This window comes from Shinella sp. OV683, from assembly GCF_057787725.1.
On the sequence record NZ_CM173543.1, the window covers coordinates 1223360 to 1241786 of the forward strand.

19 protein-coding genes and 1 pseudogene are annotated in these 18427 nt (G+C 61.0%); 14 read left to right on the plus strand and 6 right to left on the minus strand.

Annotated elements, in window-relative coordinates; all coding sequences use genetic code 11:
- Positions 1–82 precede the first annotated feature (82 nt).
- Positions 83–793, minus strand: coding sequence for an FkbM family methyltransferase (locus ACXHRN_RS05940; RefSeq protein ID WP_488640414.1), 711 nt, complete (start codon positions 791–793; stop codon positions 83–85).
- 286 nt (positions 794–1079) lie between these two features.
- Here ACXHRN_RS05940 and ACXHRN_RS05945 point away from each other — a divergent pair, with 286 nt between their 5' ends.
- A complete protein-coding gene (locus tag ACXHRN_RS05945; RefSeq protein WP_488640415.1) occupies positions 1080–1565 on the plus strand; it encodes a class I SAM-dependent methyltransferase in 486 nt (161 codons plus the stop codon).
- A gap of 139 nt (positions 1566–1704) precedes the next feature.
- Here the strand turns inward: ACXHRN_RS05945 and ACXHRN_RS05950 are convergent, their stop codons facing one another.
- Positions 1705–2694 carry a LysR family transcriptional regulator gene (locus tag ACXHRN_RS05950; protein WP_488640416.1) on the minus strand — a complete coding sequence of 330 codons (990 nt, stop codon included), beginning with the start codon at positions 2692–2694 and terminating at the stop codon, positions 1705–1707.
- 175 nt (positions 2695–2869) lie between these two features.
- On the opposite strand from ACXHRN_RS05950, the gene ACXHRN_RS05955 reads away from it, so the two are divergent.
- The gene (locus ACXHRN_RS05955) at positions 2870–3826 is read left to right on the plus strand and encodes a VOC family protein (RefSeq protein WP_488640417.1); all 957 of its coding nucleotides are present in this window, start codon (positions 2870–2872) and stop codon (positions 3824–3826) included.
- Positions 3827–3834: 8 nt separating this feature from the next.
- On the plus strand, positions 3835–4497 hold the full coding sequence (locus tag ACXHRN_RS05960; RefSeq protein WP_488640418.1) for an alpha/beta hydrolase: 663 nt from the start codon (positions 3835–3837) through the stop codon (positions 4495–4497).
- Between the two features lie 42 nt (positions 4498–4539).
- Here ACXHRN_RS05960 and ACXHRN_RS05965 read toward each other — a convergent pair whose 3' ends face one another.
- Positions 4540–6177: a XylR N-terminal domain-containing protein gene (locus ACXHRN_RS05965; RefSeq protein WP_488640419.1), complete on the minus strand. Its 1638-nt coding sequence runs from the start codon at positions 6175–6177 to the stop codon at positions 4540–4542.
- A 347-nt stretch (positions 6178–6524) separates the two neighbouring features.
- Between ACXHRN_RS05965 and ACXHRN_RS05970 the strand changes: the two genes are divergently transcribed.
- From ACXHRN_RS05970 to ACXHRN_RS06015, 10 genes are all read left to right on the plus strand, one after another.
- Entirely contained in the window at positions 6525–7343 is an 819-nt protein-coding gene (locus tag ACXHRN_RS05970) for an SDR family NAD(P)-dependent oxidoreductase (protein WP_488640420.1), read from the plus strand.
- A 75-nt stretch (positions 7344–7418) separates the two neighbouring features.
- Positions 7419–8720, plus strand: coding sequence for an ABC transporter substrate-binding protein (locus ACXHRN_RS05975; protein ID WP_488640421.1), 1302 nt, complete (start codon positions 7419–7421; stop codon positions 8718–8720).
- Between the two features lie 110 nt (positions 8721–8830).
- Positions 8831–9559, plus strand: a complete 729-nt coding sequence (locus ACXHRN_RS05980; RefSeq protein ID WP_488640422.1) for an ABC transporter ATP-binding protein — start codon at positions 8831–8833, stop codon at positions 9557–9559.
- Positions 9556–10284 carry an ABC transporter ATP-binding protein gene (locus tag ACXHRN_RS05985; RefSeq protein ID WP_488640423.1) on the plus strand — a complete coding sequence of 243 codons (729 nt, stop codon included), beginning with the start codon at positions 9556–9558 and terminating at the stop codon, positions 10282–10284. The genes ACXHRN_RS05980 and ACXHRN_RS05985 overlap by 4 nt, the downstream gene beginning before the upstream one ends.
- On the plus strand, positions 10271–11128 hold the full coding sequence (locus ACXHRN_RS05990; protein ID WP_488640424.1) for a branched-chain amino acid ABC transporter permease: 858 nt from the start codon (positions 10271–10273) through the stop codon (positions 11126–11128). The genes ACXHRN_RS05985 and ACXHRN_RS05990 overlap by 14 nt, the downstream gene beginning before the upstream one ends.
- A gap of 4 nt (positions 11129–11132) precedes the next feature.
- On the plus strand, positions 11133–12170 hold the full coding sequence (locus tag ACXHRN_RS05995; RefSeq protein ID WP_488640425.1) for a branched-chain amino acid ABC transporter permease: 1038 nt from the start codon (positions 11133–11135) through the stop codon (positions 12168–12170).
- Positions 12167–13180 carry a zinc-dependent alcohol dehydrogenase gene (locus tag ACXHRN_RS06000; RefSeq protein WP_488640426.1) on the plus strand — a complete coding sequence of 338 codons (1014 nt, stop codon included), beginning with the start codon at positions 12167–12169 and terminating at the stop codon, positions 13178–13180. Before ACXHRN_RS05995 ends, ACXHRN_RS06000 begins: the two co-directional genes overlap by 4 nt.
- The gene (locus ACXHRN_RS06005; protein ID WP_488640427.1) at positions 13147–13983 is read left to right on the plus strand and encodes an alpha/beta fold hydrolase; all 837 of its coding nucleotides are present in this window, start codon (positions 13147–13149) and stop codon (positions 13981–13983) included. Before ACXHRN_RS06000 ends, ACXHRN_RS06005 begins: the two co-directional genes overlap by 34 nt.
- 83 nt (positions 13984–14066) lie before the next feature.
- Positions 14067–15293: an acyl-CoA dehydrogenase family protein gene (locus tag ACXHRN_RS06010; RefSeq protein ID WP_488640428.1), complete on the plus strand. Its 1227-nt coding sequence runs from the start codon at positions 14067–14069 to the stop codon at positions 15291–15293.
- The gene (locus ACXHRN_RS06015) at positions 15290–15907 is read left to right on the plus strand and encodes a flavin reductase family protein (RefSeq protein ID WP_488640429.1); all 618 of its coding nucleotides are present in this window, start codon (positions 15290–15292) and stop codon (positions 15905–15907) included. Before ACXHRN_RS06010 ends, ACXHRN_RS06015 begins: the two co-directional genes overlap by 4 nt.
- Positions 15908–16200: 293 nt before the next feature.
- Here the strand turns inward: ACXHRN_RS06015 and minE are convergent, their stop codons facing one another.
- Genes minE through minC form a run of 3 tightly spaced genes read right to left on the minus strand, consistent with a single transcriptional unit; the run spans position 16201 to position 18044 of the window.
- Positions 16201–16464 (minus strand): cell division topological specificity factor MinE, encoded by a 264-nt coding sequence (gene minE / locus ACXHRN_RS06020; protein WP_488640430.1) that lies wholly within the window; start codon positions 16462–16464, stop codon positions 16201–16203.
- On the minus strand, positions 16461–17276 hold the full coding sequence (gene minD, locus ACXHRN_RS06025) for a septum site-determining protein MinD (RefSeq protein ID WP_488640431.1): 816 nt from the start codon (positions 17274–17276) through the stop codon (positions 16461–16463). Before minD ends, minE begins: the two co-directional genes overlap by 4 nt.
- Positions 17277–17309: 33 nt before the next feature.
- The gene (gene minC, locus ACXHRN_RS06030) at positions 17310–18044 is read right to left on the minus strand and encodes a septum site-determining protein MinC (protein ID WP_488640432.1); all 735 of its coding nucleotides are present in this window, start codon (positions 18042–18044) and stop codon (positions 17310–17312) included.
- A gap of 252 nt (positions 18045–18296) precedes the next feature.
- Between minC and ACXHRN_RS06035 the strand changes: the two are divergent.
- Positions 18297–18383 (plus strand): annotated as a pseudogene (locus ACXHRN_RS06035) (nucleotidyl transferase AbiEii/AbiGii toxin family protein); the annotation flags it as partial.
- Positions 18384–18427: the final 44 nt, after the last annotated feature.

The window sequence follows — 18427 nt, forward strand, 5'->3', positions numbered from 1 at the left end:
GAGACCAAATTAGCATGATCAAGCATCCGATGCGATCACAGTTGCGTAACTCGCTGCGAAAAATGCTGCTGATGTGTTCGTATCAAGGCAGCAGCAGAATATCGAATTGCTCCCTATCGGTCGGGATATCCTTGACCTTCATCTCAGCTTGGTCATCCTCGAAAAACACCAGGCAATCCTCATAAAAGCCCGACAAGGATTTGACGAAAGCGGAAGCTTGTTCTGGGCCATAAAACTGCGAGGTAAACTCGGTGTAGACAGGCACTCTTCGTGAGAACAGGCTTTGCATCGAACGGCTGGCAACCGGTTCATAGCCTTCGATATCCATCCATACGAGGCCGACATCGGCGACAGACACGCCGGCGTCCTCGAGGATGAGCGAAACCGGCTTGACCGGCACGACGATCCTGGCGTCGGTCGGATGCGAGCGGGTCATGCTGCTTTTGCCGTGATTGTTCAGATGCTGGAAAAACTCGATTTCACCTTGCATGTCACCGGCTGCACAGTTGATCGGCATGACGCAGTCTCCGATTTTATTCTGCGCAATGTTGGTCTGCAAAAGCTGGAAGTTACGCGGGTCCGGCTCAACGCAGACGATCCGCTCAAATGCTTTGCTGAGCGCGAAATAGACCGTCTGCGTGCCAATATTACCGCCCAGTTCCAGCAGGACCTTCCCGTTCAGCGGCAGGCCTCGGGCTTGCATGATGGCCAGCAACCGAGCGACGTGGTCGCGTTCGAAATGACCTTTTCGGAAGATCTTCCTTCCGATGTAGTCGGAAGGCGAGAATGTCATGATATGGTCGCCGCAATCGACCGTCATCGACAGCGCCCTAGGGCCGATGCCGTGGATCAGCAGCTCGCGGCCATATCTTGTGTCGAAAAATCGCGTGGCGAGCCTGTCGCGGAGTTTACGGAAGTAGCGCTTCAATATTCACCTTCAATCTGCGGCGGATCGCGTGTCGATTTGGGTGCTTTTAGAATCCTTTTGCAAAGGGCGCCACTGTCGCGGCTGTCGACTTCGCCCCGGCTGTTGTGTAAGCGGAGGTCCACCAACCTCTTTAGCAGAAGAACAATCCACCATGAGTCGTCTCGATAGTTTCATCCGGCGCCTTTCGGCCCAGCGCGATATATTCAACAGTATTCGTGACGAGGTGCGAGCGATCCCGGGCCCGATCATGGAACTCGGGCTTGGAAATGGCCGGACCTACGATCATTTGCGGGAGCTTTTCCCCGATCGCCGGATCATCGCCTTCGATCGCGTCGAACGATCCTTCGAAAGCTCGACACCGGATATGGACAACCTGGTTGTGGGGGAAATCAGGGATACGATCGTTAATTTTCTGGGCATCGGGGCGGCACTGGTTCACGCCGATATCGGCACGGGCCATGACGATCTGGATGCTGTGACATTGACCTGGCTTCCGGACGCCGTTGCGGGCCTGCTGGTGCCGGGCGGCATCGCGGTCAGCGGCCTGCCGCTCGACCATTCGGCCCTGATTGCGTTGCCCACCCCGGCCAACGTGCCGCCGCAGCGCTATTTCCACTATCTTCGTGTCATGGTTTAGATGAGAATTGGTGCGCGGATCAAATTTCAACGTTTGCGGTCTATGCGGCTGCGATCGAAACCAGCTTGATTGAAGCAGCATGCCGCACAAACACAACGCCGCCCGCCGTCATCGGGCGAGTTCAAACAAAATCCTAAGGTCAGGCCATCGGCCTGCGGTCGCGTTCGGCAAGGAAAGGCCCATGCGCCCATGCAATCGAGCTGTCGTGTTTTTCGATCATGCGGCGCAGGTCGGAAAATTCGCGCCGGAGGTGACCGATGAACTTGCGGCTTGCCGGATTTGCATAGGGTTTGCGCTTGGTCATGATGCCGAGCGCCCGCTCGGGTTGCGGAATGTCGAGGGGAATGACGGTAATCTTGCTCTCGCGACGGAAGGAGAAGGTGACGGAGAGCGGCAGGATCGCGAGCGCGTCAGTGCCGATCAGGTAGTTGATGACGCTGAGAAGCGACCCTCCCGCATAGCGGATGGAGACCTCAGGTATGCCGAGCGTGAGCAGGATGTTGTGCAGGTCGAGGACCAGCGGCGAGCCCGGCAGAGGCGCCACCCAGGGATAGTTGACGATGTCCTCTATGGCGATAGTGCGCTTGTGCACGAGGGGATGGCCGACGCTGCAGGCCAGCACGTTGCGGGCCGAGAGAATGGGTTCGAAGGCGTAATCGGCCCTCAGATCCGATGCGCCGGTCGGGGTCACGGCAAGATCTATCTGACCGGATTCCAGCCCGGCCATCAGGTCGGGATAATTCCCATAGGACTGGTCGATCATGATCCCCGGTTCGCTCCGCTGGAAGGAGGCGATCATTGGCGAGATCACGGCATCCATGAAGAAGGGCACTCCACCGAGCCGGACACGTCCTGACGAGCCGGATTTGAAGCTGCGGATGATCTCGTCCGCCTTTCTCGACGATGCCAGGATTGACTTGCCCTGCTGAGCGAGCTGTTCGCCGAGCGGTGTCGGTTGCATCGGCCTGCGCCCCGCGATGAAGAGCTGTTCGCCGATCCGCTTTTCGAGGGCCGAGAGGGTGCGCGACACGGCCGACTGGGTCATGCCGAGCAGTGCCGCCCCTTCTGTTACACCACCGGTTTCAACGACGGCGGCCAGTTGGACGAGATGACGCTCATCGATCTTCATAGCAAATTGCTATAGTGGTTATGAGAAATCTCAACAAGGGGGCGTGTGTGACGTGTACAGTCTCCTAATCTCTGGAAGCGACGCGGCAGCCGGCACCAAGCGTGCAGCGATCGTGGCGAACACGTGGGAGACGTGCCGGAGATTTGGATAGGTTCTTGAGGAGGAGGGCAAGGCGATGGCTTTGGTCAGCGGATATCATCATTTGACACTCAGCACCGATGGCGTGCAGGAAGACTACGATTTCTACACCAAGATTCTCGGTCTGTTTTCCGTGAAGCGGACCGTGCTGTTCGACGGCTCCGTTCCGGTCTATCACCTCTACTACGGCTCACGGGATGGCGATGCCTCGACCATCATCACCACATTCCCCTTCCGTAAGCCGGCGATCTTCGGGCGCCGCGGCACCAACCAGTCGAAAATCATTCAGCAGTCCATTCCCATCGGCTCGGCCGAATACTGGGTCAACCGGCTGAATGCCAAGGGCATCGAGGCCGCGAAGTTCAGCCGCTTCGGCCTGACCCGAGTTGGTTTCAAGCACCCATGCGGCATTCCGCACGAACTGGTGGAGAGCCCGGCCGATATGCGTCCCTCGATCGCCAACGAGGCGCACGGGGTCGATCCGCAACATGGCATCAAGGGCATTTACGGGGCGGCGATCGCCGTTTTCGACCGCACCTCGATGGACGACTTCCTGACGGTCGGTATGTCGATGAAGAAGGAAGCCGACAGCGACGAGGGCCTGATGTTTTCTGTGCCGAATGCGTCCGGTCCGAGCAGTATGGTCGAGATCCTTCACGAACCGAACGATCGCCAGGGTACATGGACGCTCGCCGGCGGCACGATCCACCATCTCGCGCTCAACACCGGCAACGAGGAAAACCAGCTGAAGCTCAAGGCACATCTCGAAGGGCTCGGCTTCACCGACGTTTCGGACCAGAAGGACCGCAATTACTTCAAGTCGTGCTATGTCCGCTCGCCGGGTGGCGCTCTGTTTGAAATCGCCTGGTCTGTCGAAGGCGGCTGGGCGCTCGATGAACCACCCGGCAAGATCGGCTCGACGCTCGTCTTCCCGCCATGGTTCGAGGACCGCAAGGCGGAACTGATTGCCGGGCTCGAGCCCGCAAACTTCTGAGCCAGGCCATGGGTATCCATGATGCTCCACTGCGCCTCGGCGTGCGGCCCGAGGAAGCGAAGGTCCTTTGCGTGTTCATCCACGGGCGCACCCAGGCGCCCGAGGACATGCGCGAGCAGGTGGTTGACAGGCTGAAGACTGCCGGCATCTCCTTCGTACTGCCCCGCGCCGCCGGCCGTAGCTGGTATGACGCCCGCGCCGTCGACCCGCTGAACGAGCAGACGTCTCGCCAGCTCGACGCCTCGCTCGTTCATGTCCGTGAGGTCGTCGCCGAATTCGTGAGGAATGCCGGGCGATCGGTGCCAATCCTCGTCGGTGGTTTCAGCCAGGGTGCCTGCCTGACGCTGGAATATGCGATGAAATATGGCCCTTGGGACGGGGCGATGGTGAACCTGACCGGCTGCCGGGTCGGCACGGCTAACTGTGACCGGCCCTTCGCAGACCTGGATCGCATGCCGGTTTATCTTACGGGCTCCGACAGGGATCCGTGGATACCGGTCGACGCCTTCGCCGGCGCGGCGGAAGCTCTCGGCAGGGCGCGCGCCGATTTGCGTTGCGACATCTTTCCAGACCGGGCGCACGAAGCATCTGACACCGAGGTGGCGCAGCTCGACGCAATGCTGTCGGACCTGGCTTGCGGCCGAAAACCGTTCCGGTCGGCTGCCAGCTAGCCCGCAATCGCATGCATCATGGTTGGCCGCATCCGGCCTGGATCACTCGGCACTCTCACTTTTTGCGTCCCGATGCCCATTGACGCGATAGGCCAATTGGGGGCGCGTCAGGCCGAGAAGGCGCGCCGCTGCGGAGAGGTTCCCGCCTGCGCGTTCGAGTGCTGCTCGGTAGACCGATTGCTCGAAATCGGGGAGTGAGAATTCCTGTGCCTCCATCAACCTGTCGAGCAGGGGTGATAGAAGGGCGCCGTCTTTGCTCGCCTTGCTGGTCACAGGCGACGGGCCGGCAAGGCGCGAAAGCTGTGTGGCAATCTCTTTCGCCGTGATCGGACCTGGGGCTGAATGGCCTGCGAGTGCTGCGGTCAGGACGCCCCGCATCTGGTGGAGGTTGCCCGGCCAGGTATGGTCCTCGATCCGTCGGACCGCTTCATCGTCCAGCGTTGGCGCTTCCATTCCCATCCGCGCAGCAAGCATCGGCAGCAATTCAATCGCGATTCCGGCCCGTTGGCCAGTGCGCTCTGCGAAAGACGGCAGGCGTATTGCCAGAGCCGACAGAGTTGAGCGGAGTTCGGATGACAGACCCGGAGAATTGATCGTCTGGTCTTCGTCCGACAAGGCAATGATGCGCGGCCCGCCGTTGATTATGCCATCCTCGATCGAACGGGCGAACTGCGACTGGATATCTGCCGGAATGGTCTCAACCCCGTCGATCAGCAACGTCTCACGAACGGGATTCCGCTTACCCGACTTGCCGGGCCGGGCAATTTCCGTGCAGAGCTCAAAATTGACCTGCGCGCCGAAAACCCGGCGCATATCCGCCGCCTGCATCGCGAATGCACGATGGAGATAAAGGGCCGCCCGGCTCCGGCCCGTGCCCGAGGCTCCGCAAACGAGAACCGGCAGTGCCATGGGCGCCACCAGGTCCAGATGCGACCGGACTGGGGCGAGGAGGATCTGATCAAGTCCGTTGAGGGCGCGTTCAACCGAAGGGGCGCCTGACTTGCGCAAGGGGTCGGATCCCGACGACGTCGGTTCCGGCGTGGCGACGATCCGATTGCGAAACAGTGCAACCTCCGGATCGGAGGCGCCCCATGCATCGGCATGCTTTCCGACCACGCGGCAATGGCTGTGCCCCTGGCCCGCACATTCGACTTCCTTGTAGACGATCAGGGTGTCGAAGAACTCGCTGGCATAGCCGGAAGCATAACCGAGCTGCGTCCAGCACACAGGATCGGGGGAGGGGCGGTTTTGGCGGAACTCTGCCGCTTCCGCGCTGTCATGCCAGAGGAATTCGGCTGTGAGCTTTTTCTTGCTGAAATCGTAGGTGTTGAACACCGTTTCCACACGGACGACACCACTGAATGTGTGAAGTCGGGTGCCGGCCGTGAAGGCGTCGCGTGCGTTGAGATTGGGCCAGCTGGCGCGGACGAAACGCGCATCGGACTGGCCCGAGAGAAAGCCGAGTCGGATCAGGAAGACGCGCGCCTCCTGCGGCCCAAGCATGCGAATGAGTTCTCGCCGGAGCCCGGTGCTGACGGCAGTCCGCTGCATCACAATGCGATCACCGTTAAGGCTGATCATGCCATTGCTGGGATTGAACACGATGCTGGAAAGCAGTTCTCGAACAGTTGGATTGCCGCCGCGATCCAATACTTTCGACGTCTCAATCGGAGCCTTCAATGCATGTCCTCCCAAGGTCACGAAAGCGTGGATCTGCAGCTTGCGGACTTTCATCAAATCGTCAAGCCAATTTGATGATTTCATCAATCGTGGATTTTATATTCCGCTTTTGCGGCGCAACAGAAAATCAATAAAAATATATAAATGTCAGATGGTTGCGATTAACGCAGTGTAAACGAAGCATGAATTTGTTCATCCGTTTGACAGTGTCATGCCTTTGGCCGTCCTAATCATCTCCAGGGACATCAGGCCGCTGCTCGGGAGGAGCGGATGGCGCCTGGAGAGATGGACGGTTTGGGCGCGAGGTCGCCCTGCCGGACCCTTAAGGCAGTGGCATGGGAGCAGGCATGACGACTTTACAAGACATGTTCGACGTTCGTGGCAAATCGGTCATTGTGACCGGCGGGGCTAGCGGGATTGGCCGCGCCTATGCCGAGGTCATGGCCGACAATGGCGCGCGGGTGTGCATTTTCGACATGGACGCGGACCGTCTTGATGCGGTCGTCAAAGAGTTGAAGGACGGCGGAGCCGACGTCTGGGGACAGGCGATCGATGTTAGCGACCGCGCAGCCATGGCCTCGGCGTTCGACGATGTGGCAAGCCGCAACGGCCGGATCGACGTGGTGTTCGCCAATGCAGGCATCGACGCGGGCCCCGGCTTTCTTTCAACCGAGGGCGATCGCATTGCCGAAGGCGCGATCGACGTGCTGGACGATCATCATTGGGACCGTGTGATCGAGGTGAACCTCACCTCCGTCTACACCACCGTCAAGCACGCCGCACGGCACATGAAGGCAACTGGCGGCGGCAGGATCATCGTCACGTCTTCGATTGCAGCCCAGATCAACGAAGCGATCGTCGGCACGCCCTACATGCCGGCCAAAGCCGGCGTCGACCACTTCGTTCGACAGATGGCGATGGAGCTCGGTGCTTACGGCATCCTGATCAATTGCATTTCGCCTGGGCCATTCATGACCAATATCGCCGGTGGTCGGTTGAAGATCCCGGCAGATCGCAAGGCCTTCGAGGCTCAGTCACTGATCGGCCGCATCGGCGATACTGAGGACATCAAGGGGCTGGCGCTCTATCTGGCTTCCCCCTGCTCATCCTATGTGACCGGAAGCCAGATCGTCATCGATGGGGGCGCGATGCACCGCATCAAGTGAGTTTCGCGATGACCGGTGGCGTGGAGGTGGCCGGTCAGCGCTGACATCGACTGAAGAAACCAAAGGGAGGAGACCATGGTGGATTTGATAGGAAATATCACGAGGCCGTCGCGCAGAACGGTTCTCAAGGGAATGGGTGCAGGCCTTGCGGTCTCGGCACTCGGCGCGCCGATGGTGGCGCGCGCGCAGTCCAAAGGCACGATCAAGATCGGCTTCGTGACGCCGGCAACGGGGCCGCTGGCGCTGTTCGGGGAGACCGATGGCTGGGCCGCCGACAAGGTCAAGGCACTGTTGAAAGATGGCCTTGAGACGCCCGCCGGCAAGTTCGACGTCGAGATCCTGATCCGCGACAGCCAGTCCGATCCCAACCGCGCCGCGGAAGTTGCCGGCGATCTCATCCTGAACGACGGCGTGCATCTTCTACTGCCGGCATCGACGACCGATACGGTGAGCCCCTCGGCCGACCAGGCGGAACTCAACGAGTGCCCCTGCCTTTCGACCGGCGCGCCTTGGCAGGCGATCATCATGCCACGCGGCGGCGCCGACAAGCCGTTCAACTGGACTTACCACTTCTTCTGGGGTCTCGACGAAGCACTCAACACCTTTGTCGGCCTGTGGAACACGCTCGAAACCAACCGCAAGGTCGGCATGCTGTTTCCGCAGAACGCCGACGGCGAAACCTGGGGCAACAACGACTATGGCCTCCCGGTGCCGACCAAGAAGGCTGGCTTCGAGATCACCATGCCGGGCTTTTTCCAGCCGCGCACCAATGACTACTCGGCACAGATCGCGGCCTTCAAGCAAGCCGGTTGCGAGATTGTCGGCGGCATCACCTATCCAGACGACCTCAAGACCTTCGTCAATCAGTGCGCCCAGCAGGGCTACAAGCCCAAGGCCGTCACGGTGGCGGCAGCGCTGCTCTTCCCAGGTGGCGTGCAGGCGCTAGGGCCGCTCGGCGACGGCATGTCGTCCGAGGTGTGGTGGACACCCGCCTTTCCCTTCAAGTCGACATTGACCGGCCAGGTGAGCCGCGACATCGCCGCACAGTGGGAGAGCGAGACTAAGAAGCAGTGGACACAGCCGCTCGGCTACAGCCATGCGATCTGGGAAGTGGCCCTCGACATTCTTAAGCGCTCGTCCAACCCTCTCGACCGCACCGCCAACCGTGATGCCATGGTGGCGACCAAGCTCGATACCCTGATCGGCAAGGTCGATTTCTCCAGCGGTCCGCATAAGAACGTCTCCACCACCCCGATCTTCGGCGGCCAGTGGAGAAAGGGCGACAAGTGGCCCTACGACCTGAAGATCGTCGACAACACCGTCAACAAGCTGTTCGAGCCCGAGCAGAAGATGGTGCCGATTCCCTGGGCGGTCTGAGTAACCCCCAATCATCAGAGGCGAGCCTGCCGCTCTTGAGGGAGGGCAGGCTCGGACTTGAGATGGAAATTCACGGATGACCTGCACGCATGATGTCTGGACGAAAAAGCATGGCAAACGACGTATTGCTTGAGGCGCGGGGACTGAGCAAGTCCTTCGGGGCTTTGTGTGTCCTGCATGACATCAGCTTCGACGTTCGCGGCGGTGAGGTGCTGGGCATTCTCGGTCCGAACGGCGCCGGGAAAACCACGCTCTTCAACCTGGTCAGCGGCGATATCCGCGTGGATGATGGTGACCTGGTTTTTGCCGGTAACAGGCTGGTAGGCCAGCCGCCCTATAGGCGATGCCAGATGGGTATCGGGCGGACTTACCAGATCCCGCGCCCCTATGTCGGCATGACCACGTTCGAGAACCTGCTCGTCGCGGCTTCATTCGGCGGTGGTCGCTCCGAGGCGGCAAGTTATGCGCGATGCGCCGAGATTTTGCGCGACTGCGAACTCGCAGACAAGGCCAATCGTCCGGCTGGTTCGCTGACGCTGCTCGACCGCAAACGGCTCGAACTGGCGCGAGCGCTCGCCTCCGGCCCAAAACTTCTGCTGCTCGACGAGATCGCCGGCGGCCTGACCGACGACGAAGGCAAGGCGTTGGTCGCACTCATCCGGCGCATCCGCGACAACGGCGTCACGATCGTCTGGATCGAGCACGTTCTGCATGCGCTGCTGGCCGTCGCGGACCGGATCATGGTGCTGAACTTTGGCGAGAAGATTGCCGAGGGCGCACCGGACGACGTCATCAACAATCCCGAAGTGAGGCGCGTCTATATGGGGATCGAGACATGAGTACCACTCTTTTGTCCACCCATGGGCTGGTGGCACGCTATGGCGATTTTCAGGCGCTCTACGGCGTGGATTTCGAAATTGGCGCAGGTGAGGTTGTCGCGTTGATCGGTGCCAATGGCGCCGGCAAATCGACGCTGCTGAAATCGATCATGGGTCTGCTCCGCGTGGTCCCGGACATGGTGCGCCTCGACGGCCGCCCTGTCGGCGGCAGCAAGCCACATCGCATGGTGGCCGACGGTGTCGCGATCGTCCCCGAAGGCCGGCGCCTGTTTTCGGGCATGTCGGTCGCCGACAATCTGCGGGTGGCAATGGACCATGCCGCCGCGCCACACGGCGAGGCGTGGACGATCGATCGGGTCTATGCGCTGTTTCCAATCCTCAAGGAAAAACAGGCTGTACTGGTGCAGTCGCTGTCGGGCGGCCAGCAACAGATGGTGGCCATCGGCCGGGCGTTGCTCAACCAGCCGCGCCTTCTTCTGTGTGACGAGATCAGTCTTGGCCTCGCGCCCAAGGTCGTGCGGGAAATCTACCAGTCCATTCCGTCGATCGCCGAAAGCGGCACCGCCGTCGTGGTGGTTGAACAGGACGTGAGCCTGGCCCGCTCAGCCTCGAACCGACTCTACTGCATGCTTGAAGGTCGCGTCACTCTCACCGGCCGGTCGGCTGACATCTCCCGCGAGGCCATCGGCGAAGCCTATTTCGGAGCGTCTCATGCATTGGGTTGACGGGCTCGTACAAGGTGTTCTGCTGGGCGGTCTCTATGCCCAGTATGCGCTGGGCATGGCGTTGATGTTCGGGGTGATGCGCATCGTCAATATTACCCATGGCGACCTGATGATCCTGCTTGCACTGATCGGCATCAGCCTCGCCTCGACCTTCTCGCTGGGGCCATGGTCGGTGCTTGTCGTGCTTGTGGCGCTGGGCGCCGTGTTCGGCGTGCTGCTGCAGAGTCTGATCCTCAACCGGGTGGTGGGTGAAGATACTCTGCCGTCGCTGATCGCCACGTTCGGACTTTCTGTGGCGCTTCAGAACGCGATGCAGCAAATTTGGTCGGCGGATACCCGCTCGCTTCCAAGCGGCGGCCTTGCGCAGGCATCGGTGCAGTTGGGGCCAATCTTCGTGGGCGTGCTGCCGGTGATCGTGCTTTGTACCGCCACCGTACTCACTGCCGGGCTTCACGCTTCGCTGCGCTATACGAGGTTCGGCCGCGCGCTGCGCGCCGCTTCCGCCGATGTCGAGGCCGCCGCGATGACCGGCGTGAACCCCAAGAGGATCTATGCCGGCGCGACCGCGCTCGCCGTGGCGATCCTGGGTTTTGCGGCCGTCTTTCAGTCGCTGCGGGCAACTGTGGCGCCCGCCGATGGTGCCTACCAGTTGATCTATGCGTTTGAGGCCGTGATCATCGGCGGCATGGGTTCGATCTGGGGCGCGTTCATCGGTGCCATGGTGCTCGGCATCAGCCAGTCGATCGGTTTTCGCATCGACCCCGGCTTCGGCATCCTTGCCGGCCATCTCGTGTTCCTGATTATTCTCGCCCTGCGACCGCAGGGCATACTTGGAAAGGGTTGAGCTCATGGCAGACATATTTGCTCCCGCTCATGCCGAGGTCGCGCAGCCTGCACCCGTGCGCGTGCAGCGCCAGACCGCTTCCGGTGTCGTGGCACTGATCATCGGCATCGGCGTGCTCCTTGCGATAGCCTCCATGTCGCTGTGGGCCAGCCAGGGCCTGATCCGCGACGTCGTGGAGCTCTGCTGCTACATCGCGGTCGCGCAGATGTGGAACCTGCTTGCCGGCTATGGCGGACTGGTCTCGGTCGGCCAGCAGGCTTTTGTCGGTGTGGCCGCTTACATGATGTTCGTGATGGCGCAGCTCTGGGGCATCAATCCGTTTGTCGCCGTGGTGCTGGCGATGATCGCCCCCGCGATCCTGGCTGTTCCCACCTATGGCCTGCTGCATCGGCTCGACGGACCTTATTTCGCCATTGGCACCTGGGTGATCGCCGAAGTCATGCGGCTCGCAACCTCGGTCTTCGGCTATGTCAATGCCGGCGCCGGCATGAGCCTCCGCGTCATGACGGGTTACTCGGCCGACGAACGCGCGCTGGGCGTCTCGCTCATCTCGGCACTGATGCTGCTGCTGACCGTCGGCGGCAGCTATGCGCTTCTGCGGTCGCGCTATGGCCTGGCGCTGATCGCCATGCGTGACAATCCGATCGCCGCAGCGAGCCAGGGCGTGAATGTCGGCCGCGTGCGCTTTCTGCTCTGGGTGGCAGCAGCCATGGGAACCGGGCTTGCCGGCGCCATCTACTTCATGGCCCAGCTGCGCATCACGCCGCCTTCCGCCTATGACCCCAACTGGGCCAACATCGCGATCTTCATCGTCATGGTCGGCGGGCTGGGATCACTTGAAGGCGTGCTGATCGGCGCTCTCATCTATTTCTTCGCCGACAGGTGGTTCGGCGAGTATGGCGCGACCTATCTGGTGGTGCTCGGTCTTCTCACCCTGTTCATGGCGCTGTTCGCACGTGGCGGTATCTGGGGGCTGATCTGCAAGGTGGTGGATGCGCCGTGGTTTCCGACGCGCCGCATACTTCTGGAGGACAAGCCATGAAGGCTGCTCTGTTCGACGGCGTCGGACAAGCTCTGCGTATCGACGACCTCAAGGTGCCCGAGCCGGCCGACGACGAGGTCCTGCTGCGGATCGCTGCCTGCGGCATATGCGGCTCGGACCTGCACATGACCGAGGACCCGGTGACCTTCGGGCTCAAGCCCCATGACGTGCTCGGACATGAATTCGCAGGTGAAGTCGTTCGCTGCGGCAGCGGGGTCACAGGGTTGAAGCTGGGCGACCGGGTGGCGGTCGCTCCGATGCGCGGTTGCGGCCATTGCGACAGCTGCCGGCGTGGCGAACCCGCCTGGTGCGCCGAGATGCGGCTCATCGGTGGCGGCTATGCCGAATTTGCGACCGTTGCGGCCCGGCAATGCCGTGTCTTGCCGGTAGACCTGCCGACCGCCGAAGGCGCGCTGGCGGAGCCGCTGTCGGTGGCTTTGCATGTGGTCATTCGATCCGGTTTGAAGCCCGGCGATCGCGTGCTCATCCTAGGTGCCGGACCGATCGGCCTGCTGGTCGCCTTCTGGGCTCGGCGCTATGGCGCGCGTGACGTGATTGTCGCCGATCTGGGCAGGCATCAGGAGGCGCGTGCGGCGGCACTTGGGGCAACCGGCTTTGCACTGTCGGGACCGGGTCTTGCCGAGGAATTCCGGGACCAGGCCGGCGGCGCGCCGGATATCGTCTTCGAATGTGTCGGCAAGCGTGGCCTCATCGATTTCGCCTGTCGCCTCGTCCGCACCCATGGAACCGTGGTCGGGGTCGGCCTCTGCGTCGGCGGGGATGAGTGGGATCCGTTCGCGGCGCTGTCAAAGGAGATCAGGCTGGTCTTCGCGGTGTTCTTCAACATGGCCGAATTCGAATCTGCGCTTGAAGCGCTCGGACCCAGCCGCTTCCGGCCACAGGAACTCATAACCGAGCGGATCGGCTTTGCGGAAGTTGCCGAGACCTTCGAGGCGCTCCGTCGCAGGACGACACAATGCAAGGTGCTGATCACGGCCAATGCAGGCTGATCGGCAATTTCCGGGAGGAACTGATGGATTTCGAAACTCTAAAGCACGACATCGACGGCGTATCCGTGGTCGTGAAGGCGATCGGGGTGGGTCCGGCCGTGCTGGCATTGCACGGCGCCGCCACGCTGGAGGGCTACCAATGGGCGCAGGGTCTCGCCGACCGCTTCCGTGTCTATCTGCCCTTCCATCCCGGCTTTGGTGAGAGTGCGGAGGCTCCGCATTTCACTGGAATGCAGGACATGGTGGTGCACAATCTGCGTCTTATCGCGGCGCTGGACCTCGATCGGCCGCATCTCGTCGGTCATTCGATGGGCGGCTGGATGGCGGCGGAAATGGCCGCGGTCGCTGGCGAACGCTTTTCCCGCCTGGTCCTTAATGCCCCCGCGGGGCTCAATCATCCGGACCACCCCGGCGCCGATCTCGCGGCCATTGGTCCTGAAGCGCTGCCCGGCTATCTCGCCCATAATGTCGACGTCGCCCTGCGCTACTTCCCCGGCGGCTCGGAATGCCCGCCGTTGGAGGCCTTTCTTGCCGCACGCGGCAAGGAGGGCCAAGCACTCGGCAATGTTCTCAAGGTTCACGGCATGGGTCACCCCAATCTCGGCCGTTGGCTGGGTCGAATTCCCAACGAAACGCTCATTGTCTGGGGCGACAGGGACCGCATGTTGCCGCCCTCACAGGCGCCGATCTGGGCAGAGCGCATCCCGAATGCCCGGACGCTGATCGTCGCGGATGTCGGCCATTTCGCCATGCAGGAAGATCCGCGTGTGGTGGCTGCCATCGGAGATTTTCTCGCGGGCTAAAACCGCGTGATCTTCAGGAAAGACGCGGCAGGCCTGTTGGCTAGGCCCACCGCACATCACGGAAATGCCAAGGAGGAATAGTCATGAATGCACCACTGAAGCATGGAACCTCGTACTGGGGCACGAAAACGGATTTTTCGTCGCTGATCGAACAAGTCAGCAAGATCGGTCCCGTTCTGGAGGAGAACTCCCAGGAGAACGAAAAACTCGGGCGCCTGAACGAGGCGACGTTCGAAGCCCTGAAGTCGCTCAGGATGTCGCACGTCTTTGCGGGCGAGGACATCGGTGGGGCGCAGCTTTCCCCGACGCAAGGGTTGCAGCTCATAGAGGCGATCACCTATCACAGCGGTGCTGCTGGCTGGGTATCGATGGTTCATGCCTGCATCGGCGCCATGTCGGCGGCCTTTCTGCCCGACACTGCCATCGCCCGCCTGTTCGGCGGTGATGCGGAAAACCGTTTCTCCGGGCAGGGCACGCCGACTGGCATGCTCAAGAAGGTCGACGGTGGCTACCTGCTGAATGGCAAGTGGTCGTATGCGAGCGGCATCTATCATGCCACCTTCACCCACACGGCAGCACTGCTCGATGACGGCAATGGCCAGCCCGCAAAGGACGAGAATGGCAATGTGATCGTGCTCTGCGCCCACGCCCCGGTCGAGGATCATGACCTGCTCGGAAATTGGCACTCGCTTGGCCTGCAGGCGACCGGCAGCATCGACTACGCTGCCAAGGACGTGCTCATTCCCGACGACATGGTGTTCCCAATCCTGACTGCCGAGCCGCAGCGGATGAAGGAATTCTTCAGCCTCGGCGTCGTCGGGCTTGCCGCCATCGGCCATTCCGGCTGGGCCATCGGTGCCTCGCGACGCATACTCGACGAGATGGCAAAATACGCGCTCACCAAGACAGGCCGGGCCGGCCTGCTTGGCGAGAGCGACAAGTTCTGGTTCGACTTCGGCCGGGCTGACGCCCGCGTACGCGCGGCGCGTGCCTTCCTCTTCGAAGTTTGGCGCGATGTCGAAGCGTCAATCGAGGCCGGTAATCGTGTTTCGACCCGCCAGATCAGCCTTGTGCACCTCGCCAAGTCCGAGGTGCATGAGGCAGGCGTCGATGCCTGCCAGTTCGTCTACCGGGCGGCTGGCGGCGCTTCGCTACGCTATGGCGTGATGCAGCGTACCTATCGTGAAATGCTGACTGCGGCCAATCACTTCACGATCAACCCCAATATCGTCGGCGCGGCTGGCCGCGAAATCGCCGGCCTGTGGAGCGACCGTGTCTGGCAGTTCTACGATCTGATCGAAAAGAAATGAGCGACGTGTTGAAAGTTCAGAGCCGGGCCGCGCGCAACGTTTCGGCGGATGGCGCGGTCAACGGATCGATGACGGTGATGGAGGCCTTTTTCTCGGCCTTCCGTCATCATCCATCGGGGGTGGCGATCATCACGGCCGATGCGGGTGGCGGGCCAGTGGCTCTGACGGTCAGTTCGCTAATATCCGTCAGCGCGTCGCCGCCAACGGTCGCCTTCTCGCTTTCGGCTTCATCCTCGACCGCAAAGGCAGTCGAACAAGCAGAGACCGTGGTGGTGCATTTCGTGCGGCGCCGGGACATGGAGCTTGCGCGGCTGTGTGCCACTAGCGGGGTCGACCGGTTCGGCCCAAATGTTCACTGGGACCGGCTCGCCTCAGGAGAACCCTATTATCCACAAGTCGGGCTCTGGTTCCGGGCGGCACTTCGCGGTCGGCTCGCGGTACCCGGTGCCTGCCTGATGACCGCCGAGCTTTTGTCGGTATCACCTTTCGCGCAAGAAGCGCGAGCGGATGAGGCGTTGGTCTATGCCAACCGTACCTGGCACGGGCTGCGGGAAATCTCCGATGCCAACAAGGCGCCAGTATTCTTGTGGCCCGAGGACTCGGCAACGTTCTGAAAAGCGTTTTGGAACCCTCCGGAAATGGCTTGCACCACGGGCCCCCGCGCCTTCGAGCATCACGACCATATTCAATACGCCCAGAGGGGTCAGTGGTGGGGTCCGCAGTTCGAATTCACTTGTCTGCCAAATAACAGAGAGCGACAGCAACGCAGAAATAACTTCCACGTCGCCGTCAGAGCACGACGAACATTCCGCGCAGGCACTTACTGACTCGTACGCTTCCGTTCCTCATTTCCCATCAAATGTCGAGCGCGCTAGCATGCGAGCTCAATTGGACGCAGAATGCTATCTCAAGCCGCATGCGCCATCGAGTTCAGAGGGATTTCAACCTCGATCTCGAGTCTGGAAAAATGGACTTCACGATCCACGCGTATGTGCACTTTATCGCTGTCGAGCTGGACGTGCTTTGCAATCACTGCGAGGATTTCTCCCCGGAGAACGGACACAAGGTCCGATTGACCTGCCCAGGAACGCTCATGGGATAGAAGCAGCTGCAAGCGCTCGCGCGCCATCGGCGCAGATGTCTGTTTGCGGAAAAGTCCGAAAATGCTCATGCGGCCCTCCGTCCGAAGATTTTGCCGAAGATGCTCCGTCTTTCACCCGGGATAGTGACGGGGATATCTTCGCCAGCCAATCTGCGCGCAGCCTCGAAATACGCCATCGCGGGCGCACTGCGGCTGTCAGCCAGCGTAACGGGTGAACCGATGTTTGAAGCGCGCAGAACATCCATGCTCTCCGGAATGATCCCGAGCAGAGGGATAGAAAGGATTTCGAGCACGTCGTCGACCTTGAGCATATCTCCGCGTTCGGCGCGATTTGCATCATAGCGCGTCAGCAGCAAATGCTTCTCCATGCGCTCTCCGCGTTCCGCCTTAAGCGTCTTGGAATCGAGCAGGCCGATGATGCGGTCCGAGTCACGCACGGAGGAGACTTCCGGGTTGGTGACGACAACCGCCATATCCGCATGACGCATCGCAAGTGTTGCACCGCGTTCGATGCCGGCAGGGCTGTCGCAGATGACCCAGTCAAAATAGCGCTTGAGGTCGTTGATGACCCACTCGACGCCTTCGGCGGTCAGATTGTCCTTATCGCGCGTTTGCGATGCCGGCAGCAGAAACAGCGTCTCCAGCCGTTTGTCGCGGATCAACGCCTGCGGAAGCTTGGCATCGCCCTGGATGACGTTGACCAGATCGTAGACGACCCGTCGTTCGGCACCCATGACCAGATCGAGATTGCGCAAGCCGACATCAAAATCGACCACGACGGTTTTTTCGCCTCTCTGGGCCAATGCCGCCCCGAGCGCCGCGGTCGACGTTGTTTTGCCGACGCCACCCTTTCCCGACGTGACTACGATCACTTTCCCCATTTTCGGTATCTCCTAAGCGTGACCAAGTGCATTTCAGACAAGTTTCTGCGCGCGAATGGCATCGCCATCGAGCCAGAGTTGAACTGCCTGACCGTAAAGATCGGGCAACAGTTCATCCGCCGTTGTGTAGATGCCGTCGATGGCGAGTAGCTCCGCCTCGAGCTTACGGCAAAAGATGCGGGCGCCGGCATTGCCAACCGAGCCTGCCAATGCCCGCCCGCGCAGGGTTCCGTAGATATGGACGGAGCCGCCGGCGATGACTTCGGCGCCCGAGGCGACCGAGCCAATGACGGTCACGTCACCTTCCGGAAAGATCACCGACTGGCCAGAGCGCACCGGCTCGCGAATGACAATAGACTGCAAGGTGGCGCGCACTTCGGGCACCGGGACGCTTGCGACGCTTTCCTTCGGCTCATCAGCCGCAGCCTCCTTGACCGTGACTTCAAAGTCGGAGGCCGCCCGCCCGCCCTTCATTGCTGGGGGCATTCCCGGCTCAAACAGCGAGGGGCGCGCACCCTCGATTCCCATGATGCGAACATTTCGTTCCGCAAGCTCTGCGATCAGCTGTTTGAGCTGAGGGCGTTCGATCGGCAAATCGGTTACGTCAAGCACGATCGGCTTTTCCAGGAAGAAGCCGGCCGAACGTGCTGCCAAGTCATCCAGCTGCAACAGCCACTGGTCGATAGGCAGGTCCGGAGACAATACGACCGCCAGGAAAGAGCGGCCCTTTAGACGGATGGAGCGAGCGTCTGTTAACACTTTGGTCATTCACGTTAATTTTTCGTTGATGAGTTTTACGTCGAAAGTGGTTAACGAATAGTTAATATTCCAACCCTGCACAGGGCTGGATCGATGGCCAAACTCGTCGCCGCGATGATGATGGAGATGCAGTCAAACGTAGGGAGAAGCGGTCCGCCGAACAGATTCAGAAGGAATGGGGTGGGCTCGGTTGCGGCGGGAGCCAATCGTGTCTTCTGCGTATCGGAGGAGGAGCCTTACGGGTAAAGTAACGTAGCCTTCAAAGGCGGCACGATGCTTCGCAAAATGGTGTTCGACCCGCGAGCCCGTCTATCTACCGATCTCGATTTCACCCGGTGCTGTTGCTGAGCATGGGGGAGAGAGATCCCAAGGGGCGCTGGATGATGCGTCGC